At 69.8% G+C, this 24356-nt stretch carries 15 protein-coding genes and 1 pseudogene; 9 read left to right on the plus strand and 7 right to left on the minus strand.

What is annotated here, in order from left to right; translation table 11 throughout:
• Window positions 1-80: 80 nt before the first annotated feature.
• A complete protein-coding gene (locus tag ACXMYJ_RS08205) occupies window positions 81-2348 on the minus strand; it encodes an MMPL family transporter (protein ID WP_460355340.1) in 2268 nt (755 codons plus the stop codon).
• Window positions 2349-2489: 141 nt separating this feature from the next.
• Here ACXMYJ_RS08205 and ACXMYJ_RS08210 point away from each other — a divergent pair, with 141 nt between their 5' ends.
• The gene (locus ACXMYJ_RS08210; RefSeq protein WP_460355298.1) at window positions 2490-3068 is read left to right on the plus strand and encodes a carboxymuconolactone decarboxylase family protein; all 579 of its coding nucleotides are present in this window, start codon (window positions 2490-2492) and stop codon (window positions 3066-3068) included.
• Between the two features lie 6 nt (window positions 3069-3074).
• On the opposite strand, the gene ACXMYJ_RS08215 is transcribed toward ACXMYJ_RS08210, so the two are convergent.
• Window positions 3075-3971: a sigma-70 family RNA polymerase sigma factor gene (locus tag ACXMYJ_RS08215; protein ID WP_443187620.1), complete on the minus strand. Its 897-nt coding sequence runs from the start codon at window positions 3969-3971 to the stop codon at window positions 3075-3077.
• Between the two features lie 102 nt (window positions 3972-4073).
• Here ACXMYJ_RS08215 and ACXMYJ_RS08220 point away from each other — a divergent pair, with 102 nt between their 5' ends.
• Both ACXMYJ_RS08220 and ACXMYJ_RS08225 read left to right on the plus strand, forming a co-directional pair.
• Window positions 4074-5585, plus strand: coding sequence for an APC family permease (locus ACXMYJ_RS08220; RefSeq protein ID WP_460355300.1), 1512 nt, complete (start codon window positions 4074-4076; stop codon window positions 5583-5585).
• A 15-nt stretch (window positions 5586-5600) separates the two neighbouring features.
• Entirely contained in the window at window positions 5601-6464 is an 864-nt protein-coding gene (locus ACXMYJ_RS08225) for a universal stress protein (RefSeq protein ID WP_260757552.1), read from the plus strand.
• 160 nt (window positions 6465-6624) lie between these two features.
• Here ACXMYJ_RS08225 and ACXMYJ_RS08230 read toward each other — a convergent pair whose 3' ends face one another.
• Window positions 6625-8172 (minus strand): IS1182 family transposase, encoded by a 1548-nt coding sequence (locus tag ACXMYJ_RS08230; RefSeq protein ID WP_460355303.1) that lies wholly within the window; start codon window positions 8170-8172, stop codon window positions 6625-6627.
• A gap of 381 nt (window positions 8173-8553) precedes the next feature.
• On the opposite strand from ACXMYJ_RS08230, the gene ACXMYJ_RS08235 reads away from it, so the two are divergent.
• Window positions 8554-13680 (plus strand): PE family protein, encoded by a 5127-nt coding sequence (locus tag ACXMYJ_RS08235; RefSeq protein ID WP_460355306.1) that lies wholly within the window; start codon window positions 8554-8556, stop codon window positions 13678-13680.
• Window positions 13681-13751: 71 nt separating this feature from the next.
• On the opposite strand, the gene ACXMYJ_RS08240 is transcribed toward ACXMYJ_RS08235, so the two are convergent.
• The gene (locus tag ACXMYJ_RS08240) at window positions 13752-15248 is read right to left on the minus strand and encodes a gamma-aminobutyraldehyde dehydrogenase (RefSeq protein ID WP_260757550.1); all 1497 of its coding nucleotides are present in this window, start codon (window positions 15246-15248) and stop codon (window positions 13752-13754) included.
• 123 nt (window positions 15249-15371) lie between these two features.
• Between ACXMYJ_RS08240 and ACXMYJ_RS08245 the strand changes: the two genes are divergently transcribed.
• The 3 genes and pseudogenes from ACXMYJ_RS08245 to ACXMYJ_RS08255 all read left to right on the plus strand — a co-directional run bounded on the left by ACXMYJ_RS08245 (window position 15372) and on the right by ACXMYJ_RS08255 (window position 18390).
• A complete protein-coding gene (locus ACXMYJ_RS08245) occupies window positions 15372-15893 on the plus strand; it encodes an Lrp/AsnC family transcriptional regulator (protein ID WP_260757549.1) in 522 nt (173 codons plus the stop codon).
• Entirely contained in the window at window positions 15890-17278 is a 1389-nt protein-coding gene (locus tag ACXMYJ_RS08250) for an aspartate aminotransferase family protein (protein WP_260757548.1), read from the plus strand. Before ACXMYJ_RS08245 ends, ACXMYJ_RS08250 begins: the two co-directional genes overlap by 4 nt.
• 116 nt (window positions 17279-17394) lie before the next feature.
• Window positions 17395-18390 (plus strand): annotated as a pseudogene (locus tag ACXMYJ_RS08255) (SMP-30/gluconolactonase/LRE family protein).
• A 72-nt stretch (window positions 18391-18462) separates the two neighbouring features.
• Here ACXMYJ_RS08255 and ACXMYJ_RS08260 read toward each other — a convergent pair.
• Entirely contained in the window at window positions 18463-19305 is an 843-nt protein-coding gene (locus tag ACXMYJ_RS08260) for a helix-turn-helix transcriptional regulator (RefSeq protein WP_260757546.1), read from the minus strand.
• Between the two features lie 60 nt (window positions 19306-19365).
• On the opposite strand from ACXMYJ_RS08260, the gene ACXMYJ_RS08265 reads away from it, so the two are divergent.
• Both ACXMYJ_RS08265 and ACXMYJ_RS08270 read left to right on the plus strand, forming a co-directional pair.
• Window positions 19366-21057, plus strand: a complete 1692-nt coding sequence (locus ACXMYJ_RS08265) for an AMP-binding protein (RefSeq protein WP_260757544.1) — start codon at window positions 19366-19368, stop codon at window positions 21055-21057.
• Window positions 21057-22673 carry an AMP-binding protein gene (locus ACXMYJ_RS08270; protein ID WP_260757543.1) on the plus strand — a complete coding sequence of 539 codons (1617 nt, stop codon included), beginning with the start codon at window positions 21057-21059 and terminating at the stop codon, window positions 22671-22673. The genes ACXMYJ_RS08265 and ACXMYJ_RS08270 overlap by 1 nt, the downstream gene beginning before the upstream one ends.
• Before the next feature lie 57 nt (window positions 22674-22730).
• Here ACXMYJ_RS08270 and ACXMYJ_RS08275 read toward each other — a convergent pair whose 3' ends face one another.
• Together ACXMYJ_RS08275 and ACXMYJ_RS08280 are read right to left on the minus strand one after the other, a co-directional pair.
• On the minus strand, window positions 22731-22910 hold the full coding sequence (locus ACXMYJ_RS08275) for a hypothetical protein (RefSeq protein ID WP_260757542.1): 180 nt from the start codon (window positions 22908-22910) through the stop codon (window positions 22731-22733).
• A gap of 98 nt (window positions 22911-23008) precedes the next feature.
• Entirely contained in the window at window positions 23009-24169 is a 1161-nt protein-coding gene (locus tag ACXMYJ_RS08280; RefSeq protein ID WP_260757541.1) for a metallophosphoesterase, read from the minus strand.
• Window positions 24170-24356: the final 187 nt, after the last annotated feature.

Consider the following 24356-nt stretch of genomic DNA (forward strand, 5'->3'; position numbering starts at 1 on the left):
CATCTCGACCCACGCCTGCCTTCCATTCGAAGCCGCCACCGAGGCGGATGGGTCGGATTCGTCATTTATTTCGGCACCGTCTATTCCGCCACCGCCGACCGGCGCCCCACCTGCCCCATCGCGTGCCGACCGGCAGGACGGCGACCTGCCGTGACACGCCCGTGCCACCGGGCCAGCGGCTCGGGCGACCACCAGTTCCAGCGGCCCATCAGATGCATCAGCGCCGGCAGCAGCACCATCCGCACCAGCGTCGCGTCGATCAGCACCGCGACCATCAGACCGAGGCCGAACATCCGCATGAACGACACCTGGGCCGCGATGAGTGCGCCGAACGAGATCGACATGATCAGCGCCGCGGCGGTGACCACCCGACCGGTATGCGCCAGACCGAGCGCCACGCTTTCGTCATTGTCCTCGCGCGTGCGTCCGCTGGCGAGCCAGAACTCCCGGATGCGTGCGATCAGAAAGACCTCGTAGTCCATGGACAGGCCGAACGCGATGCAGAACAACAGCACCGGCATGTTGACCACGAGCGTTCCCGTCGGCGTCGTGCCGAGGGCGCCGAGGTGGCCGTCCTGGAAGATCCACACCATCGCGCCGAAGGCCGCCGACAGCGACAGCGCGTTGAGCACCAGTGCCTTGACCGGCAGCACGACGCTTCCGGTCAGCAGGAACAGCAATACGAACGTGATCGCCGCGATGGCGCCCAGCACGATCGGCAACCGCGCGGTGATGGACGCGACGCTGTCGGAGTTGATCGCCGCGAGGCCGGTCATGTCGACGGCGCGGCCACCGGGCCCGCCGAGGGCGCGCAGCGCGTCGAGCTGCCGTTCGGACTGCGCCGAGAACGACGGTGCGGTGCTGCCGACGGTCAGAAACGCCGCGCCGTTGCGCTCTCCGGCCGCGCCGGTGGGCGGACCGACCCTGCGGCCGTCGGCGTAGGTGCCCGTCGGCGCGCTGACCAGGGACACGTCCGCGATCGCCGACGCCGCCACGGCGTAGCGGTCGAAGTCCTGCGGCGCCAGCCCCGCCGTTTCGGGCACGACCACCGTCACCGCGGCCTCCGAATTGTCGCTGAACTGGGTGCGCAGCATGTCCCCGACCTGATGCGCCGACGCCGACGCGGGCAGCACGCGGTCATCGGCCAGACCCCACGACACCCCGAGGAACGGCAGTCCCAGACTGATCAGCAGTGCAGCACCGGCCAGCCCCACCGGCACCGCCCGCGCGATGACGAACTTCGTCGAGCGGTACCAGAACTTCTGCTGCGGCGGGCCGTCGTACGCCGGGGCCCGCCGGACCAGACGGCGCACGTCGAACGCGTCGAGCCGGTCGCCGGCGAGCATGATCGCGGCCGGGGTGACCAGAATGGCGGCGGCGGCGCACAGAGCGACGGTCGCGACGCCGGCGTAGGCGAACGACTTCAGGAAGTACATCGGGAACACCACAAGGGTCGCCATCGACAGCGCGACCGTCAGCGCGGAGAACAAAACCGTGCGCCCGGCCGTGGTCATCGTCGTGACGAGCGCCGTCTCCCGGGAAGCCCCGGCGGCCACCTCGTCGCGGAAGCGGCTGACGATGAGCAGCGTGTAGTCGATGGCCAGCGCCAGGCCCAGCGCGGTGGCCAGGTTCAGCGCGAAGATCGACACGTCGGTGCCCATCGCGGTGAGGCGCAGCACCGACATCGTCGCGACGATTGCCAGGCCTCCGACCGCCACCGGCAGCGCCGCGGCCAGCAGACCCTTGAACACCCAGACCAGCACCAGGAAACTGAGCGGGATCGCGATTGCCTCCATCACCAGCACGTCACGCTGGGTCTGGGCGTTGATCTGCGCGTAGACGATCGTCGATCCGCCGGCGAGGATCGTGACGCCCTGGTGGCGGGGCGCCACCGTTGCGTTCACCTCGTCGACGAGCGCCTGCGCGCGGCGGGGCGCGACGTTCTCGTCGCCGCGCAGTTCGGCGATCACCAGTCCGGTGCGGCCGTCCTCGGAGGTCAGCGCGCCCGCCTGCCCGGGCGGCGCCGTCCACGGGGAGGTCACCGCGATGACGGCGGGGTCGGCGCGGAGGCGCTCGGCGATGTCCTCTCCGGTGGCGCGGGCCGCGGGGGCGTCGGCGCCCTGCGGATCGGTGACGGTGAACAGCAGCTGCATCTCGCCGCGGCCGAAGGTCTCGACGAGGGTGCGGGTCGCGCGCGCGGACTCCGTCGTCGGATCCTGGAAGCCGCCGGCGGTCAGGCTTCCGGCGACCGGCACGCCGAAGACCGCCGCGGCCACCATGACCAGGCCTGCGACGGCCACGATGCGGCGAGGTGCCGCAATGGCCCACAGGGCGATTCGGTGCAGCAGACGGCGCCTTCTCTCGATCACCGCCGGCTCCCGCGCCGGCCTTTGACCCCAGCGTCTTCCCTGACGGCATCGCAGGGAAACACGCCGGGACGAAACGTCCGTCTTCTGTCACACATCGGACCCGCACGTCGTCTGACAGGTATGACCGCACGTATCGAACCCCTGCCCCCCGGCCGTGCCTCGCTGCTGACGAGGTTGATGTGGCGCTACGCGAGACGCCGCTTCGGCGAGGTGCCCGAACCGTTCGCGATCTACGCCCACCACCCGCGCCTGTTGCTGGCCGGCGCGGTGCACGAGGGGATGCTTGAGCGTGCGTCCTCGACGCTGCCCGCCGCGGTGCGCGAACTGGCCGTGTACTGGACCGCCCGGCAGATCGGCTGCTCATGGTGTGTCGACTTCGGCGCGATGCTGATGCGCCTCGACGGCCTGGACATGGCACGGCTGACCGAGATCGACGACTACGCGACCTCGCCGCGGTTCACCGATGACGAGCGCGCGGCCATCGGCTACGCCGCGGCGATGACCGGCGACCCGCACACCGTCAGCGACGAGCAGATGGCCGATCTGCGTCGCCGGTTCGGCGCCGACGGGGTGATCGAGCTGACCTACCAGATCGGCGTGGAGAACATGCGGGCCCGGATGAACGCCGCCCTGGGGATCACCGAGCAGGGCTTCAGCTCCGGCGATGCGTGCCGCGTGCCGTGGACGGGTTCGGCCTAGCCGCGGCTACCTCAGCGGTGAGGCGGTGAACTTATCGGGATTGGCGATGTCGTAGATCGCCACCACCCGCCCGTCGTGGACGGTGAGCGCCTGGATGCGCGGCGCGATCGCGGGACCGTCGTCGGTGGCGTCGGCGCCGGGTGAGTACAGCCCGAGTTCACCGTTGACCAGTCCGAGCACACCGCGCTCGAGCAGGCGCTGCGCGCCGTAGCGCCGCTGCAGGCCGAGCAGGAAACGTGCGACCTTCTCACTGCCGTGGATCACCCGTGCCGCGGTGGGCGCCCTGCGGTTGGAGTCGCCGGTGAACGTGACATCTGGATGCAACAGCTCCACCACCTGGTTCAGGTCACCAGATGTCATGGCCGCCAACAGCTTTCCGACCACCTCGGCATGTTCGGCGGCAGGCGGCGGTGCGGCCGACACCGCGCGGCGGGCGCGGGAGGCGAGCTGGCGCGCCGATCCCGCTGACGACCCCAGCACCTCGGCGATCTCGGTGAACGGCACATCGAAACCATCGTGCAGCACGAACGCGACCCGCTGATCCGGGGTCAGGTTCTCCAGCATCACCATCGCCGCGAACCGGGCGTCCTCGGCGGCTACCACCGAGGCCAGCGGGTCGGCGCCGTCGAGTCCGGTCACCACCGGCTCGGGCAGCCACTCTCCGATGTAGGTCTCACGACGGTGCGCCGCCGAGCGCAACCGGTCCAGTGCGAGCCGGCTGACCACCGTCGTCAGCCAGGCCTTGAGGTCCTCGATCGCCGTCGCACGGTGGGCATCCCAGCGCAACCACGCGTCCTGCACGATGTCTTCGGCATCGGCCAGCGTGCCGGTCAACCGGTACGCCACCGCGAGCAGCTGCGGCCGTAGCCGCTCGAACTCCCCGGCCCGCGCGCTGACGGTCATGGCACGAGTCTAGAACCGGCGCCGTCGGCGGCAAAGACCAGCGGCGGCAATGAATTTGCCGTACCAGAAGTGTGGCGTGCACCCGAACCGTATATTGCGCCAATGGCTATCAAGGAGCAGCCGCCGACCCCTGCGGTGGGCGGCAAAGGCCTGCAGGCCGGGGCACTCGGACTGGTCGGCAACGTCGTCATCGGATTGGCGGCTGTCGCGCCGGCCTACAGCCTGGCAGCCACGCTCGGATACGTCGTGCTGGCCGTCGGCGAGAAGGCGCCGGCGATGTTCTTGCTGGCGTTCATCCCGATGCTGCTGGTCGCATTCGCCTACAAGGAACTGAGCCAGGACACCCCGGACTGCGGCACCACATTCACCTGGGGCACCAAGGCTTTCGGACCGTGGATCGGCTGGATCGGCGGCTGGGGGCTGGCGGTCTCGGCGATCATCGTGCTGGCCAACGTCGCCGAGATCGCGGCGATCTACCTATTCAATTTCCTCGGCCTCGATGACCTCGCCGAGAACGTGTTCGCGAAAGTCACTCTCGGATCGTTCTTCATCATCGCGATGACGTTGTTGTCGGCACGCGGCATCGTGGTCAGCGAGCGGGTGCAGAACGTGTTGATCGCGATCCAATTCGGTGTGCTGATCGTGGTCAGCGTCATAGCGCTGGTCCGGGTGTTCTCCGGCACCGCCGGGGCGCAGGCCATCACCCCGCAGCTGTCGTGGCTGTGGCCCGCCGGGCTGGACATGTCGTCGATCGCTGCCGCGGTGATCCTGTGCATCTTCATCTATTGGGGTTGGGACGCATGCCTGGCCGTCGGCGAGGAGACCAAGGATCCCGGCCGCACCCCCGGGATCGCCGCGTTGATCACGACGGTGATCTTGGTGTGCACCTATGTTCTGGTGGCGTTCGCGATCCAGTCGTTCGCCGGGTTCAGCGAAGTGGGCATCGGGCTGAACAACCCGAACAACACCGACGACGTGCTCACCGTGCTCGGTGAACCGGTCGCAGGCACCATCGCGGCGTCGGCGCTGCTGCTCACGGTGTCGGTGTCGGCGCTCTCGTCGACCCAGACCACGATCCTGCCGACCGCCCGCGGAACGCTGTCGATGGCGGTCTATGAAGCGATTCCGAAGCGGTTCGCCTCGGTGCACCCGCGGTACATGACACCGGCGTTCGGCACCATGGTGATGGGCGCTTCGGCCCTGTTCTTCTATCTGCTCCTGACATTCCTGTCGGAGAACGCACTGGCCGACTCGGTGGCGTCCCTGGGCCTGGCCGTCGCGTTCTACTACGGCATCACCGCCTACGCCTGCGTATGGTACTTCCGTCGCTCGGTGTTCAGTTCGACGCGAAACCTGTTCTTCCACGGGGTTTTTCCGCTCCTCGGGGCGCTGGCGATGACGCGGGCGTTCTTCCAGAGCGCCTATGACATGATCCAGCCCGACTACGGCTACACCGCGTTCGGCCCGCTGGGCGGGGTGTTCGTGCTCGGGGTCGGGATGCTGGTGCTGGGCATCCCGTTGATGCTGGCGTGTTTCGCCTTCGGCACCAAGCGGTTCTTCCGCGGTGAGACGCTCAATGCGAGCACCGAGGTCAAGGTTCTTGATATCTACTAAAAGACAGGTCTTGCAATGCATTTGACAGTGGGATACCTCGCGACACCGACCGGTGACGACGGCATCGCACTGGCCAGCGCACTGGCCAGGACCTTCAGCGCCGAGGTCGACGTGGTGGTCGTGGTGCGGGAGGAGCTGCCCGACGGGCACCCGGGGCGGCTGGAGTATCAGCGACTGCTCGTCGAGCGCGGTGAACAGTGGGTCGCGAAAGCGGTGGCGGCGCTGGCCGCCGACGGGGTCACCGCGGGGTCGTCGGTGATCGTCGGAGAATCGTTCGCGCAGACGCTCGTCGAGTTCGCCGAGCAGAAGTCCTCGGATCTGATCGTCGTCGGTGGCGCCCGCGACGGGTTCTTCGGCAGGCACACCATCGGCCCGGTGACCGGGGCGTTGCTGCACTCGTCGTCGATCCCGGTGGCGCTGGCACCGCGCGGGTACGCCGAGGACCCCGACGACAGGTTCTTGAAGCTGACGGTCGCGGTGCCCACCCGGCCCGGCGACGACAACCCGCTACCGTTCGCGATCGCGCTGGCCTCGGCGGGTGAGTTGCGGATCCGGATGCTGTCGCTGGTGTCGGCGGAGAACCTCGCCGAGGCCGGCAGCGCGCGTGAGGTGCGGGCGCTGCAGCGCGAGGCCGCCGAGGAGAACCTGGCGCTCGCCGCCCGCGCCCTGCCCGACGCGCCGGACATCGAGTCGCTGGTCGCCGACGGCATGACGCTGGAGTCGGCGTTGAAGAAATTGCGCTGGGATGACGGCGATCTGCTGGTTGTGGGGTCGAGCCGGTTCGCCGCACCGCGCCGGATCTTCCTGGGGTCGACGGCCGCGCGGATCTTGGCCGGTGTCGACGTGCCGGTGATCGTGGTGCCGCGCGAGGACGGCTAGGAGACTGCTGAATTAAGGGTGTTTTGGGGCAGGGTGCCTCAGAGCGCTTTGTGGCGCGTGGTTTGAAGTCAGACCCGAAGGGCGACAGATTCGAGGGTCACCCCGCCGTAGTTGAGCCTGGCACGCGGTCCTCGGTGAGGCAAGGCCCTGAAATCCCGGGTCAGGCGATGGCCCAGGTCGTTCCGTCGTGGGTCAGGCCCAGCGTAATCAGGCGGCGCAGGTTCAGTGCGGCAGCGCGATTGTGCAGCCAGTGGTTGTTCTTGGTGACGCCGCGGTAGCGGACTTTGCGGTTGCCACGGGTCAGCCAGGCGATCGAGCGTTCCACCATCGGGCGATGCTGTCGGTACTCGTTGATCCACTTCGCTTTTCGGGACTGCGTGCGTGCGGTGTGTTGCAGTTGGTAGTGCGGTGAGATCCTCGCGGTCTTGCCTTTCACGGCGGTCGTGCACTGAGCCCGTAGTGCACAGTCGCGGCACGCGACACCGAACACGGCGTTGCCGGCCGCGGTGATCGTGCGAGTCAGCCCGGCCGGGCAGATCACGGTGCGTTCAGTGAGGTTGACGGTGAAGTCCTCGATGGTGAACCCACCCGGTACAGCCGGACGCAGCGGGATCGGTTTGATCACCGCGACATGCTTGAGATCGGCCAGCCCCGCGCGCATCTCGTTGGTGCCGTACGCCGAATCACCGAGCACCCGCACCCTGCGGGTCTCCCCGGCCAACAACCCCAACCCGATGACACCCTCATGATTGTCTGAACCGCTGGCTTTGGTCAGAGCGCAGTCGGTGATGATCCCGGTATCGGGTTCAACCGCGATATGGGCCTTGAACCCATCCTGGCGCCGATGCACTGTCTTGTGGGCATGGCGGGCCTCAGGGTCGACAGTGGAAATCACCCGATCACCGGCCACCTGCTGGGCGATCTGCCAGTGCCCGTCGGTGCCATCAGAGCCCTCCACGGGTTCGACGTCCTGGCCGGCAATCAACGCCAACAACGCGACCGCCTCAGCGGCACGCGGACCCAGATCTTGGTCGGGCAGATACCCCAGTAGCCGGTGGGCATCACCGACCAGGGCGTCGATGAGCTGGTCGCGGGCAGTCTTGTCGTTCCACGCGATGACCGGTTTGCCTGGGTCTGTGTAGTCATGGGCGCCGCACCGGGCGGCGATCACCTCACCGGCGCCGGGCACCTCGCGGCCCACACGGCGGATCGCGGCGATCAGCTGGGTCACGGTGTCCTGGGTGGCCACCGCATCATCGAGCACGGTGGAATCCAACGCCCGCCGTGTTTTCTTGGCCAGCACCCCGGTCTGCGCGACGACGGCTTTGACCGCCTCAAAGATGCGATCGGGTCGGTCCGAGCCGGCCAGTCGGCGCCGCCAATAGGTCAACGTGGTGGAGTGAAACGCCGTCGCGGTCACCGGCAGCCCGCACGCGGCTTTCCAGCGCAGATCGAAGGTGACCGCGTCCACGGTCTCGTTGTCAGACAGGCCGTGCAGGGCCTGCAGGGTGATCACCGAGGCCATCACCTCAGCCGGCACGCTCGGACGACCCCGACCTGAGGGAAACAGATCGGCGAACATCGCTTCGGGGAACAGCTCGTCACGGTGGGCGGCCAGGAAGGCAAACATGCTGTCGGACTTCAGAAGATGCCCGGCCACCGACTCGGCATCCAACAACTCCCGCTGATCATCAGAGCGTCCCTGCATGCCTCAATCATCTCGAGAGCACAGCCACAAGCCCCGCCGCCACGCCCGATTAATTCAGCACTCTCCTAGGGGCAGAACTCCTCACAAACATCCACCCGTGGGGTAGCTCGCGCGCGCGACTACTACCGGAGGTACACGTTCGCGGTGCAACCGCACTGTCTTGCGGACTTTACGGCAGGCGCACGCCAATACGTCCAGGATAGACTTTCTAGCTAATTTGCTTAGGTCTCGCGATCCAGAATTGTCGTAACCGTAGAGCTACTGTTCAGTCGTAACTCCCTCCGCTGACCGACTCGTCATACAGGGTCAGTTTCGTTTGCTCAGCTACTGCGTCGTCTGCAGTCAAATTCGGGATCTCGGGGGAAATTTATGCCTAAGGCGATGGATGTCGTTCGGGTCGGTGCTGCGGCGGCGGTGTTGGGACTGGGCGGTGCGGTGGTTGCTGCACCGACTGCGTGGGCCGACGAGGACGCGTCGAGCACGAACGAACCATCGTCGCGGTCGGATTCGCCGGACTCCGCCGCAGCCGACGGCGCAACCGCGGCCGATTCGGACGACGCCGACGACACCACCGACGCCACCGACGCCGCGGAGGAGGACAGGGAGGAACCGGACGACGTCGACACATCGGAGGACGATCAGGACCCGCCGGATCGGGACGACGCCTCGTCCGACGACACCGACGAGGCCGACGACGCCTCGTCCGACGACACCGACGAGGCCATCGCCGAACCGGAGGCCGCAGAAGAGAACGCAATCGCGAGGCCGGTACCCACCGTCACCCCCGAACCCAAAGCCGGCGGCGGCGCCACGCATGACGCCCGCCCCGTTCGCGACGTCCCCTCCGGCACGGTGGCACTGTTCGACGTCAAGACCACTCCTGAACCGCGTACGCTCAATACCATTCTGCTGCAGGGACTCTGGGCGTTCTATCGCCGTACCGAGTCACCCGTCGTCAGTCAGCGATCACACATCACCTTCACGGGCTACAACGCTGCCGCCGACGATGACGAGGTGGTGCGCCGGCTGTTCGGAAACGGCACCGCCGACAACCCCGACGGCGGCTGGCTGATCGGCAACGGATACTCCTGGACTGCCGAGACCTGCAACGCGGGCCTGGCCTGCAATGGTGGCAACGGCGGCCTGTTCGGCAACGGCGGCAACGGATTCAACGGCGGCATTGGCGGCGACGCCGGCTTCTTCGGCAACGGCGGCAACGGCGGTCACGGAGTCGCCACGGTCAACAACGGCCGAGGCGGCAACGGCGGACGTGGCGGCCTACTCGCCGGTGACGGCGGCAGCGGCGGCGACGGAGCAGAGGCCGCGATCCCGGGCGGCCGAGGCGGTGACGGAGGACGCGGCGGCGACGTCGGCGAGCAGTCGATCACCGGCGACGGCGGCGCAGGAGGCATCGGCGGGGCCGGAGCCGACGCCGGAGAAGCGGGTGACGGCGGTGCGGGTGGTCTCGGCGGAGACGGTGGCGACGGCGGCGGCACCGGCGGCGCAGGCGGACGGGGCGGAAACGGCGGCACTCTTATCGGCAACGGCGGCACTGGCGGCAACGGCGGCAACGGCGGCGACGCGGCCGGTGATTCGGAAGCCGGTCTCGGCGGGGCAGGCGGCTCCGGCGGTAACGCCGGCGAGCTCGGCGACGGCGGGGCGGGTGGTGCCGGTGGCCGTGGCGGCACCGGGCTCGATGGCGACGACGCCGACGATGCCGGAGAAGACGCAGCCTCCGGCGAGATAGGCGGAGGTGGTGGCGCCGGCGGCGCGGGCGGGCTCGGCGGTACGGCCGCCGGCAACGGCGGGCGCGGCGGTGCGGGTGGCACGGGCGGATATGGTGGCAATGGCGGAAATGCCCGCGCCGCAATGCGTCCCGGCAGCGCCGGCGGTCGCGGCGGCAACGGCGCAACCGGTGGTGCGGGCGGAACGGGAGGTGCCGCCGGAACAGCGCTGGGCGCGGGCATCAGCGGCGCCCACGGCGACGGCGGACAAGGCGGCAACGGCGGCCAGGGCGGTGCCGGCGGCGACAGCGCCGACGCCCGCACCCTCGGCGGCGATGGTATCGCCGGCGGCACAGGAGGCAACGGAGGTAATGCCGGAACCGGCGGCGCTGCAGGCGGCCTCGGCGCCGCCGCCGGCAACGCCGGAACGGGAGGAACGGGTGGCGCCGGCGGCGCCGGTGGCGACGCGGCTGATGGCCGCCCCGTCGGCAAGGGTCGTGACGGCAACACCGGATTCATCGGCGGCGCAGGAGGTTCCGGAGGTAACGGCGGCAATGCCGGAACCGGCGGCGTCAACGGCAACGGCGGACAGGGCGGCGAGGGCGGCCGGGGGGGCGACGGCAGCCGTGCCGGCACGCACGCCGGCGCGACCGGTTTTCGAGGTGGTGACGGAGGCGCAGGGGGTGCCGCAGGAGCCGGCGGTAACGCCGGAAGTGGCTTCGGCGCAACCGGACTCGTCGGAAACGCGGGCAACGGGGGTAACGGCGGAAACGGCGGCGCCGGAAGCGGCGGCGACAACGGGGACTGGATTGCCGCAGGCAAGGACGGCAACCCCGGATACGCCGGCGGCGCAGGCGGAAACGGCGGGGCCGGCGGCGAAGCGGGAATCGGAGGCACCAACGGTCATGGAGGCGAAGGCGGCACCGGGGGCACGGGCGGCAACGGCAGCAATGCCGGCTACCACATCGGTGGCGCAGGCTTCAACGGCGGCGACGGAGGTGCAGGAGGTGCCGCAGGAGCGGGAGGCAGCGCCGGAACCGGCTCCGGCGCAACGGGACTGACCGGAAACGCGGGCACCGGTGGAACCGGCGGCAACGGCGGTAACGGCAGCTACGGCGCGAATGCCATCCCGGCAAGGATCGGGAACAACGGATTCGCCGGTGGCACAGGTGGAAACGGCGGCACCGGCGGCGCAGCGGGGGTGGGCGGTGTCAACGGCGACGGCGGCCGTGGTGGCAACGGCGGCTACGGCGGCAGTGGTGGCCGAGCGGGCACGCACATGGGCGGAGCCGGCCTCAACGGTGGCTCCGGCGGCGACGGCGGTGACGCCGGCGACGGCGGGAAGGCTGGTGCTGGCGCGGGCGCCGCGGGGCTCACCGGCAACTCCGGTAACGGCGGTGATGGCGGCGGCGGCGCCGACGGCAGTGACGGCGCGGACGGCGCCGCCGTCGGCAACGGACAGGCCGGGAGTAACGGATTCGCCGGTGGCGCAGGTGGAAACGGCGGCAACGGCGGAAAGGCCGGTGTGGGGGGCGTCAACGGGCGAGGCGGCGCAGCCGCCAGCGGCGGCGACGGCGGTAAGGGCAGCCGCGCAGGCAGCAACACCGGTGGCGCAGGCTTCAACGGCGGCGCAGGTGGAAACGGCGGCAACGCAGGCACCGGCGGCAACGCAGGTACCGGTGCCGGCGCTGCAAGCACGGCCGGAAATGCCGGCCGCGGCGGCAGAGGAGGTGACGGCGGTTCCGGAAGCGCAGGCGCGAACGGCACACAGAACAGCGGCGCGGTCAGTGGCTCGGGCTTCGCCGGAGGTGCCGGAGGGGCGGGCGGTGCGGGCGGCAACAGTGCAGCCGGCGGCCGGAACGGTAACGGCGGCAAGGGCGGAGCCGGTGGCAACGGCGGCAATGGAGGAGACGGCCGCTCCGGTATCTACCCCGCCGCCGTCGCCGGCCTCCAGTTCGTCTCCGGCAGCGGCGGCGCGGGCGGTGACGGCGGTGTGGGCGGAAAGGGCGGCGCTGCCGGCAGCGGCGGTACCGGCGGCGCAGGCGGCCTCGGTGCGGTCGGCGGGTCAGGCGGTAAAGGGGGCTCGGGCGCCGACGCCGACCGGGCGATCGGCGGCATTACCAGCTACGACGCCGGAATCGGCGCCCATGGCGGCCGCGGAGGCGCCGGCGGCGACGGCGGGGCCGCCTACAACGGAGGCACCGCAGGTAACGCCGGCGCCGGCGGTAGCGGGGGCGCAGCCGGAGAGGGGGGCGACGCACAGCGAGATTTGGGGCCGGTAGCGCCATACACAAGCGCCGCAGGCAACGGGGGACATGGCGGTGACGGCGGCCGAGGAGGCGACGGCGGGGCCGCGTCCGGCGGCGGCATCGCGGGCCACGGCGGCGACGGCGGAAAGAGCGGGGCCGGAGGTAATGCCGGATCCGCGTCTTCGGACTCAGACATCTCCGGCCGTTCAGGCAACGGCGGCGCGGCGGGCGATGGCGGCAATGGCGGCAACGGCGGTGCCTCGTTCGCCGGTGGCGTCGCAGGCAAGGGTGGCACCGGCGGGGACGCCGCCAACGGGGGCGCTGCCGGAATTCCGGGATTCAACGTCAGGAACATCCCCGGAATCGGCGGATCCGGGGGTCGCGGCGGCAACGGCGGGAACGGTGGGAGCGCCCCCGACGGCGGTGTCGGCGGCGACGCAGGTGCCGGTGGTCGCGGCGGAGCCGGAGGCGCCAGACCCGCGGACAGCTTGTTCAGCATCGGCGATGCTGACGGCGGAGATGGCGGAAACGGCGGGCGGGGCGGCTCTGCCGGCTCCACCGAGAACCTTGCGGGTGGTACCGCCGGCAAGGGCGGCGACGGGGGCGCCGGTGGTGCCGGCGCAAGTGCCGGCCGATGGGGGTGGGGCGGACGCGCCGGAAGAGGTGGTGCCGGTGGCGCCGGCGGTAACGGCGGCAACCTCTTCGGTGACGGCCACTCCGGCAACGGCGGTGCCGGCGGCGCGGGCGCGTCCGGTGGTGACGGCGGCGGGGGACGACGCGACGAGACCAACGGCGCAGGCGGCAACGGCGGCGCAGGCGGCAACGGCGGGGTCGCCGGAACCGCGCTGGGCGGCGGCACCTCCGGCACATCCGGCGCCGGCGGCGCGGGCGGCACAGGCGGGGCCGGGGGCAGCTACAAGGGTGGCGCCCAGGATGCCCGACGCGGTGGCGTGGGTGGCCGAGGCGGCGACGGTGGCGCCGCGGCTCCCGACGGCATCGCCGGCAAGGGCGGCGCCGGAGGTAACGGCGGTAACGGCGGCACAAAGAGCCTTCGCGACCTGAACGACTTCGACGGCGGGCCCGGTGGCGCAGGCGGCGCGGGCGGAGTCGGCGGCGCTGCGCTCGCCGGCGGACGAGCCGGCGACGGCGGCACCGGCGGGAAGGGCGGCAACGGAGGGGAAGGCGAGTTCTCCCCTATCAACGCGAGTGACGGCGCCGCGGGCGGCGCGGGAGGGGCCGGCGGCTCCGGCGGCGCCGCGCTGGGCGATGCGCACGCTGGAAATGGCGGGGGCGGCGGGGCAGGCGGTACTGGCGGTCCCGGCGGCTCCGCCTCGTTGTACGGACCCGGCGCAGGCGGCGCCGGCGGAAACGGCGGCAACGGAGGCGACGGGGGCAGCGCGTCCATCGACACAAACGCCGGCACAGGCGGCGCCGGGGGCGCCGGCGGTGAAGGCGGGGCACGCGGCAGGGGCTACTTCAGCAGCGGTACCCCGGGCCCCAGCGGCGCTCCCGGCGCCGCGGGCGCCAACGGCTGAGCCGCCGCGGAATAGCATTCCTGGCTGCGATCCGGCCTTCGCCAGCGACCAGGAATGCTATTCCGCGGGGCCTAGCGCTTGGTGAAAATCGTTCGGTGCCAATCCTTGTCGGCCACGCCGGTGATGTCGCTCATCACGTGCTTGATCGACAGGTATTCCTCGAGCGAGTACTGGCTCATGTCCTTGCCGAAGCCCGACGCACCGAATCCGCCATGCGGCATCTCCGAGATGATCGGGATGTGGTCGTTGATCCACACGCAGCCGGCATGGATCTCGCGTGACGCCCGCTGCGCGCGGTACACATCACGCGTCCACGCCGACGCCGCCAGGCCATAGGCCGTGTCATTGGCCTGCCGAAGAGCGTCGTCGTCGTCGGTGAACGAACGCACCGCCAGCACCGGCCCGAAGATCTCGTCGCGCCACACCTCGGACGACTCCGACACGTCGGCGATCAGCGTCGGCCGGTAGAACGACCCGGGGCCGTCCGGGGCCACCCCGCCCGTCACGATCCGTCCGCCCTCCCCGGGCGCCCGCTCGACCATGCCGGCGACCTTCGCCCGGTGCGCGAGCGTGATCAGCGGCCCCAGGTCGGTGTCGGGGTCGTGGGGATCACCGACCACCACCTTGCCCATCACCTCGGCCACCCCGGCGACGAAGTCGTCGTACAGCGGCTGCGCGACGATTGCCCGCGTCGCGGCCGTGCAGTCCTGGCCGGTGTTGATCAGCGCACCCGCGACCGCACCCTGGATCGCGGCGTCCAGATCGGCATCGTCGAACACCACGAACGGGGCCTTGCCACCCAGCTCCAGCTGTGTGCGATGGCCGTGTGCGGCCGCCGCCACCATGACCTTGCGTCCCACCGGCGTCGAACCGGTGAACGTCACCATGTCGACGCCCGCATGCCCCGCCAGCGCGGTGCCGACGTCGGCTCCGGACCCGGTCACGACGTTGAACACCCCCGGCGGCAGTCCCGCCTCGACCGCCAGCCGGGCCAGCGTCAGCGTGGTGAGCGGGGTGATCTCGGCGGGCTTGATCACCACGGAGCAGCCCGCGGCCAGCGCCGGCAGCACTTTCCACACCGCCATCTGCAGCGGGTAGTTCCACGGGGTGATGGTGGCGACCACGCCGACGGCCTCGCGCCGGATCGAGGAGGTGTGATCACCTGAGTACTCCGCGGAGGCCTTGCCTTCGAGGTGGCGGGCCGCCCCGGCGAAGAAGTCGATGTTGTCGACGCTGCCGGGCACGTCGAATTCGGTGGCCAGCCGCACGGGTTTGCCGGTTTGGCTGACCTCCTCGGCGACCAGGTCCGCGGTGGCCTCGTCGGCCAGTTTGGCGAGCCTGGCCAGCACGGCCGACCGCTCGGCCGGGGTGGCTGTGGACCAGCCGCGCAGCGCGGCGCGCGCCGAGGCGACGGCGGCGTCGACGTCGCCGGGCTGAGCCAACGCGTATTCGGCCACGGGCGCGCCGGTCGCGGGGTTGATCACGTGATGAGCCGGTCCCCGCGTATTGACGGGGGCTCCGTCGATCCAGCTGCCTGCCAGGACGGGCGGGGAGGAAACTGTGGTCATGGCGTCAACGCTATCGCGCCCGCCGCGTCGAAGCTACGCATTACTGCATCGTGAGCGGCTTGATACGCGTGATTTCATGGTGATGGTTGCCTGTGACGACGGATTCCGTGCACAATCACTGGCATGGCTAACCTGGGGATACCGCATGCCGTCGGCCCTGTCTCGTTCCGCGTGAACGAGTCTCGCCCGGGTGCCGCCTTCCAGCTCGACGAACTGTCCAAGGCGATCATCGAGAAGCTGCAGCAGGACGGCCGCCGTTCGTACGCCGGGATCGGGAAGGCCGTCGGCCTGTCCGAGGCCGCGGTGCGTCAGCGGGTGCAGCGCATGGTCGACGCCGGGGTGATGCAGATCGTCGCCGTCACCGATCCCATGCAACTGGGATTCGCCCGACAGGCGATGATCGGTATCAAGTGCACCGGGGACACCACCAAGATCGCCGAGAAGCTCGCCACGATGGAATCGGTCGACTACGTCGTGCTGACCGCCGGCTCGTTCGACGCCATCGCCGAGGTCGTCTGCGAAGACGACGACCATTTACTGGAACTGCTGAACACGCAGATCCGCGCCATACCGGGAGTGATATCCACCGAAACCCTTGTTTATCTGAAACTTGTTAAGCAGCAATACAATTGGGGTACACGATGACGATCATTTCTGAAACCGAACAGAAGGCGGGCACCGAGCTGGCCGCCAAGGCCAACCGCCACCTGTGGGGTCACTTCGCCCGCCACGGCGCAGGTATCACCCCTCCGATCATCACCCGCGGCGAGGGTGTGCACATCTTCGACGACAAGGGCCGCAAGTACATCGACGGCCTTTCGGGCCTGTTTGTGGTCCAGGTCGGCCACGGTCGCAAGGAGCTCGCCGAGGCCGCCGCCAAGCAGGCCGAGCAGTTGGCGTTCTTTCCGCTGTGGTCTTACGCCACCCCCACCGCGGTCGAATTGGCCGAACGGCTGGCGGGTTATGCGCCCGGGGACCTGAACCGGGTGTTCTTCACCACCGGTGGCGGCGAGGCCGTCGAGAGCGCGTGGAAGCTGGCCAAGCAGTACTTCAAGCTGACCGGCAAGCCGGGCAAGCACAAGGTGGTGTCCCGCTCGATCGCGTATCACGGCACCCCGCAGGGCGCCCTGTCCATCACCGGCATCCCCGCGTTCAAGGCGCCGTTCGAGCCGTTGGTGCCCGGCGGGTTTCGCGCGCCGAACACGAACTTCTACCGTGCGCCCGCCGAATATGCGCACGACGAAAAGGTTTTCGGCCGCTACTGCGCCGACCGGATCGCCGAGGCCATCGAATTCGAGGGGCCAGACACCGTCGCCGCCGTCTTCCTCGAGCCGGTGCAGAACGCGGGCGGCTGCTTCCCGCCTCCGCCCGGGTACTTCGAGCGGGTCCGCGAGATCTGCGACGAGTACGACGTCTTGCTGGTCTCCGACGAGGTGATCTGCGCCTACGGGCGCATCGGTTCGATGTTCGCGTGCAACGACTTCAACTACGTACCGGACATCATCACCTGCGCCAAGGGCTTGACGTCGGGCTACTCCCCGATCGGCGCGATGATCGCCAGCGACCGGCTGTTCGAACCGTTCAACGACGGCCAGACCGTGTTCGGGCACGGCTACACCTTCGGCGGGCACCCGGTGTCCTCGGCGGTGGCGTTGGCCAACCTCGACATCTTCGAGCGTGAAGGGCTCAACGACCGCGTCAAGCAGAACGCACCGGCGTTCCGCGCGACGCTGGAGCAGCTGCTGGACCTGCCGATCGTGGGCGACGTCCGCGGCGAGGGCTACTTCTACGGCATCGAGCTGGTCAAGGACAAGGCCACCAAGGAGACGTTCAACGACGAGGAGTCCGAGCGGCTGCTGCGTGGCTTCCTCACCCCGGCGCTGTGGGAGGCCGGCCTGTACTGCCGTGCCGACGACCGCGGCGACCCAGTGGTGCAGCTGGCCCCGCCGCTGATCTCCGGGCAGGCCGAGTTCGACGCGATCTACGACGTGCTGCGCGGCGTGCTCGGCGAGGCGTCGGCCCGTATGTAAACCGCCGCGCCGAAATCGCATTCCACGCGGCACATCCCGAGGAGGAACCGCGTGGAATGCGATTTCGGCCGAGGTTCTCGCTGCGCACCTTTCCAGGTCCGGACGCTAAGGTCGGCATGATGCAGACGCCGAAGCCGTCGATCGACCCGGTGCGGTGGCAGCCGCCGCCGGTACAACCGCTGCCGGAGTTCGGGCCCGCCGATCTCACGCTGGTGCCGGTGCCGGGCGGCGAACCGGAGGACGTCGTCGTCGACGCCGACGGCAATCTGTGGACCGGCGCGCTGGACGGCGGCATCGTGGCGCTGCGGCCCGACGGAACCTCACCCGAGGTGGTCTCGAACACCGGTGGCCGCCCGCTGGGACTGGCGTTCGGCGGCGACGGACGATAGCTGGTGGCCGACAGCCCGCGCGGACTGCTGGCCGTCGACACCATGAGCGGGCCCGTCGAGACACTGGTGGATTCGATCGACGGACGTCGGCTCATCTTCTGCTCGAACGTCACTGAAACAGCCGACGGCACAGTTTATTTCACGGAGTCCACATCGGCCTTCACCGTGGGTGACTACCTCGGGGCGATCCTGGAGGCCCGCGGCCGTGGGGCGCTGCACCGACTCGACCCCGACGGCACGGTCACCACGCTCGTCGACGGGCTGTACTTCGCGAACGGGTTGACGCCGACCGCCGACGGCTCGGCATTGGTGTTCGCCGAGACCCAGGGCCGCCGGCTGTCGAAGTACTGGCTGACCGGGCCGAAAGCCGGCACTGTGACACCGTTGGCGGTGAATCTGCCGGCGATGCCGGACAATCTGTCCACCGGCGCGAACGGCCGCATCTGGTGTGCGATGGTGACCCCGGCCAACCCGTTGGCCGACCGGCTCGCGGCCGGCCCGCCCATCCTCCGAAAGGCGCTGTGGCGGTTACCCTCCCGATTGCAACCCAAGCCGAAGGCTGTGGTGTGGGTGGTGGCGTTCGATCCCGACAGCGGGCAGGCCGTCGCGGGCATGCGCACCACCCATCCCCGATTCAGCATGGTGACCGGCCTGGTCGAGGGCGGCGGCCGGTTGTGGATGGGCAGCATCGGCTCCCCCAACCTCGGCTGGATCGCCCTCTGACTCCCGCCGAAATCGCATTCCACGTGGCTGAATCGCGACTTGACGCGCGTGGAATGCGATTTCGGCGGGGGGTCAGGGGATCAGGCGTAGCCGCCGTGCCTTCGACACCGCTTCGTAGCGGGTGCGGGTGCCCAGTTTGGTGGCCGCACTGCGCAAATAGCTCTTCACAGTCTCGGGTTTGAGCGAAAGACGCTGCGCTGCCTCGGCGTTGGTACACCCGAGGGCGACCTGTGCCAGCACGTCGAGCTCGCGCGGGGTGAGCGGTGCGGCGCCGGTCTCGTCAGCCTCGCCGGACAGCTTCTCGGCCAGCTCGCGCAGCCTGTCCTGCAGCTCTGCGGGCGCGTCGACGGCCAGCCGCCGCAGCTCGGCGTGTACCTCGCGGATCCGCTCGGCTCCGACCAGACCGTCACCGAGGTTGGCCGCGTGCGCGTCACGCAACCGCAGCCTGCGGTCCACCTCGTCGCGGATCCGGAACTCCTCGCTCAGCCGCCGCGCGGCGTCCACCACCATGTCGGCCACCCTGCCGCCGACCGGCGCGCCGGTGCGGTACGCGCCGTACAGCATCGCCCGGGTCCGCCCGTCGACCAGCACCGGTACGGCCAGCACCGACTGGATGCCCTCCGTCAGCACCGGTCCGTCGTAGTCGTGGGTGATGCTGGACGCGTTGCGGTAGTCGGCCACCGCCAGCGGACGGCCGGCAACCATGCTGGCCCCGCCCAGCCCCGAGTTCGACCGCACCGCCAGTCCGCGCAGCCCGCCGGTGCGCACTCCGTGGTACTCGGTGATCAGCAGGGTGTCGCCGTGCACCTCGCCGCCGAACAGCACCGGGACGTCACCGAGCACCGCGATACGGCGCAACTCCGCGCGCACCGCGTCGGCGTCACGGGGTCGCAGCAATGACGACGGGACGGGCACTGGGCTCTACCCTCTTTCGGGGGTGGTGGACGGACGACTGTGACCTAGATCCTATTAGGCATGGCGAGCAACACCGATCTCTTCCGTAGCGCACGCGACCGCCTCGTCGACGTCATGGCCGATTACGACAAGGCCGTGGAGACCTTCGAGTGGCCGCGGATCACCGGTACGTTCAACTGGGCCACCGACTGGTTCGACGAGATCGCGCGCGGTAACGACCGCGTCGCCCTGTGGATCGTCGACGAGGACGGCGCCGAGCGCCAGGTCACGTTCGACACGATGGCGCGCCGGTCCGACCAGGTGGCGTCGTGGCTGCGCAAGCTCGGCGTGAGCAGGGGCGACCGCGTCATCCTGATGCTGGGCAACCAGGTCGAACTGTGGGAATCGATGCTGGCGGTGGCCAAGCTGGGCGCGGTCATCATGCCCACCACGGGCGCGCTGGGACCAGCGGACCTCGCCGACCGCATCACCCGCGGCGGGGCCGGCTTCGTGATCGCCAATGCCGCCGACTCGGGCAAGTTCGCCGACGTGCCGGGCGATTACGTGAGGATCGTCGTCGGCGACGCGGTGCCGGGCTGGCAGTCCTATGCCGACGCCGCCGCCGTCGAGCCTGCCGGGCCGCACGACCCGCAGACCGCCGCCGAAGACCCGCTGCTGGTGTATTTCACCTCCGGCACCACCAGCAGGCCCAAACTCGTCGAGCACTCCCAGATCAGCTATCCCGTCGGGCACCTGACCACGATGGCCTGGATCGGCGTGCGCCCCGGCGACGTCCACCTGGCGATCAGCTCGCCGGGCTGGGCCAAACACGCGTGGAGTTGCTTCTTCGCGCCATGGATCGCCGAGGCCACGATCTTCGTCTACAACTACCGCCGCTTCGACGCCTCGGCGCTGCTGCACCAGATGCGCCGGGCCGGCGTCAACACGTTCTGCGCGCCGCCGACGGTGTGGCGGATGCTGATCCAGGCCGACCTGGGTGAGTGCCCGCCCGGGCTGCGCGAGGTGCTCGGCGCCGGGGAACCACTGAATCCCGAGGTGATCAGCGCCGTGGAGCGGGCCTGGGGCCTGACCATCCGCGACGGGTTCGGCCAGACCGAGACCACGCTGCAGATCGGCAACACCCCGGGCCAGCCGGTCAAGGCCGGGTCCATGGGCCGCCCGATGCCCGGTGTGCCGGTCGTGCTGGTGGACCCGCTGACCGGTGAGCTCGCCGAGGAAGGCGAGATCTGCCTGGACCTCGGCCAGACCCCACTGAACCTGATGACCGGATATCTCGGCGACGACGACCGCAACGCGCTGGTGATGCGGGACGGCTACTACCACACCGGCGACGTCGCCTGCCGCGACGCCGACGGCTACATCACCTACATCGGCCGCACCGACGACGTGTTCAAGTCGTCGGACTACAAGGTGTCGCCATTCGAGTTGGAGAGCGTGCTCATCGAGCACCCGGCGGTCGTCGAAGCCGCCGTGGTCCCGCAGCCCGACGACACCCGGCTGGCCGTGCCCAAGGCCTACGTCAGCCTGGCCGAGGGCTGGACCGCCGACGCCGACACGGCCAGGTCGATCCTGGAGTACTCCCGCGATCACCTCGCCCCGTACCTGAAGGTGCGCCGGGTCGAGTTCTTCGAGCTGCCCAAGACGATCTCCGGCAAGATCCGCCGCGTCGAGCTGCGTCGCCGCGAGGAGGACGCGCACGGCGCAGGCCGGCCGATCGCCACCGAATACCGCTACGAGGATCTGGTGCAGTGATGAGTGTGGCCTACGACGCCGGCCCGACCGACACCCCGATCCTGGAGGAGACGATCGGCGCGAACTTCGAGCGGATCGCCGCGGCGTATCCCGACCTCGAGGCGCTGGTCGACGTCGCCGGCGGCCGACGCTGGACCTACGCCGAGCTGGACCGCGAGATCGACACGGTGGCAAAGGGTTTGATGTCTCTCGGTGTCGACGTCGGGGACCGGGTCGGCATCTGGGCACCGAACTGTCCGGAATGGACGATCGTGCAGTACGCGACGGCGAAGATCGGCGCGATTTTGGTCAACATCAACCCCGCCTACCGCACGCACGAACTGCGCTATGTGCTCGAGCAGTCCGGCGTGGCCACGTTGATCTCGGCCACCGCGTTCAAGACCTCGGACTACGTCGCGATGGTCGATGAAGTACGTCCGGAAGTCCCTGCACTCCAACGGGTTCTGTTCATCGGCACCGATGACTGGGACCGTCTGCGCGCCGGCGGCGACCGGATCGACGACGCGCAGTTGCGGGACCGTGGCGCCGCGCTGTCCAACCGGGACCCGATCAACATCCAGTACACCTCCGGAACCACCGGGTTCCCGAAGGGTGCGACGCTGTCGCACCGCAACATCCTCAACAACGGCTACTTCGTCACCGAGCAGATCCGGCTGCAACCCGGCGACCGGCTGTGCATCCCGGTGCCGTTCTACCACTGCTTCGGAATGGTGATGGGCAACCTCGGCTGCACCACGCACGGCGCGACGATGGTGATCCCCGGGCCGGCGTTCGATCCGGACCAGACCCTCCGTGCGATCGAAACCGAAAGGTGCACCGCGGTTTACGGCGTGCCCACGATGTTCATCGCGATGCAGAACCGCGCGGACTTCGCCGAGCGGGACCTGTCGTCGCTGCGGACCGGCATCATGGCCGGCGCCGTGTGCCCGGTCGAGGTGATGAAGCGCTGCGTCGAAGACATGCACATGTCCGAGGTCTCGATCGCCTACGGCATGACCGAGACGTCCCCGGTGTCGTGCCAGACCCTCATCGATGACGACCTGGAGCGGCGGACGGCCTCGATCGGGCGGGTGCACCCGCACGTCGAGATCAAGATCGTCGACCCGCAGACCCGCGAGGTCGTCGAGCGCGGCAGCCCCGGCGAGTTCTGCACGCGTGGGTATTCGGTGATGCTCGGCTACTGGCGCGACGAGGAGAAGACCCGCCAGGCGGTCGACGCCGACGGCTGGATGCACACCGGCGACCTGGCCGTGATGCGGCCGGACGGGTACTGCAACATCGTCGGGCGCATCAAGGACGTCGTGATCCGCGGCGGGGAGAACATCTACCCGCGCGAGATCGAGGAGTTCCTGTACACCCACCCCGACATCGAGGACGCCCAGGTGGTCGGGGTGCCCGACGACCGGTACGGCGAAGAGGTGTGCGCGTGGATCCGGATGCGGCCGGGTCGCCCCGCCCTCGACGCCGCCGCGCTGCGAGACTTCGCCTCCGGCAAGCTCGCCCACTACAAGATCCCGCGCTACGTGCACGTCGTCGACGAGTTTCCGATGACGGTGACGGGCAAGATCCGCAAGGTCGAGATGCGCGAGGTCAGTGCCCGCCTGTTCACCTCGTAGCCGGCCCGGGCGCGAAAAAGGGGCGCCCCCACCACCAGAGGCGCCCCTTCCGCGCGTCTACACCCGCCGCAGGGGCGGGGCAGACGGTGGCATTCGGACCGGCAGCCGGGACTGGGACGCCGGATGCCTGCGCATCGCTTCCTCGAACTCGCGGGAGCGGCGCTCGGCCGCGCAGAACGCCGGGTGGGTGTCGAGCCGCACCACGGACGCGCTCTTGGTCGCCGTATTCGGGGCCATCGTCGCTCCTCCCGCGGAAGTCCTGGTCACTCCAGGTTGCTGATCGCACCTGAGCGTTACCGTCGGAGTTGGCTGAGATGTACCCGAGACTTCGGCCGTCAAACCCCGTCGGCGCGCAGATCCAGCAGGCTGATGTCCGGCGGGGCGCCCACCCGCACCGGCGGCCCCCAGAAGCCGGCCCCACGGGTGACGTAGAGCTGCGTGTCCCCCACCCGGGACAGCCCGGCCAGCGCGGGCTGGGCCAGTGCGACGGCGTAGTGGAACGGCCACATCTGGCCGCCGTGGGTGTGCCCGGAGAGCTGCAGATCGACCCCGCGCTCCGCGGCGCCGGCGACCGCGACCGGCTGGTGGGCCAGAAGGACGGTCGGGTCGCCGGGGTTCACGCCGTCCAGCGCGAGGTCGAGATCGGGCGGATCGGACCGCTGCTCGCCGGCGATGTCGTTGATCCCGGCCAGGTCGAACGCGGCTGTGCCGCGGCGGATACGGGTGTTCTCGTTGCGCAGCGGCTGCAGCCCGAGCCGTTCCAGTTCGCGGATCCACTCCGCGGTGTCCTCGACGAAGTACTCATGGTTGCCGGTGACGAAGAACGCGCCGTCGCGGGACTGCAGGTCCTGCAGCGGTGCCGCGGCCGCTCCCAGCTCGGCGACGGTGCCGTCCACCACGTCGCCGACCACGGCGATCAGGTCGGGCTCGGTCTCGTTGATGATCCGCACGATGCGCTCGGTGTGCGCCCGGCCCAGCAGCGGGCCGAGGTGGATGTCCGAGACCACCGCGATGCGGTAGCCGTCGAACGCCCGGTCCAGCCTCGGTAACCGGACCGGGACCCGCAGCAGTTGCGGCGGCTTCACCGCGGTGGCCACACCGGTGCCGACCAACCCGACGGCCGCGGCGCCGGCGGCCACCGCCGACGCACGGGCCAGGAACATCCTGCGATCGACCGCCGGAGCCTCGTCGGCTGCCGGTGCGGGCCGCGCCCACCGGCGCAGGACCAGCCGCACCGGCTCGAGCACCAGCAGGGTCAGGAAGAGGTAGACGACCAGGCCGAACCACAGGTAGCCCGGCCAGGCCAGCCAGCCGGACTCCGCGACACCGAACACCCGGGGCACGAGCAACGCCGCCAGCACGAGCAGCAACAGCGTCGCGACCAGGCCGGACAACAGCCACCGGGCGGGACCGCGGGCGGTGGTGTCCTTGACCATCCGCTTCCACACGTAGAGGTGCATCAACGCCAGGATCGAGCCGAGAACAAGAACGAACATGCCCGCCCTTCGCGCGGTTTCCGAGGTGGCACCCAGCCTAGTTCCGCGGCCGACGACCCCTACCCCGGCGAGTCACATCTGAAACTCCAACCACATCCGTCACCGCGTGGCTCCCGGCTACGACCTGCCCGATCGCCTAATCTGCCCAGACGATGGCGACTCTACGGACAGTCCTGACGCGGGCATC

The organism is Mycobacterium sp. ZZG (assembly GCF_054786995.1).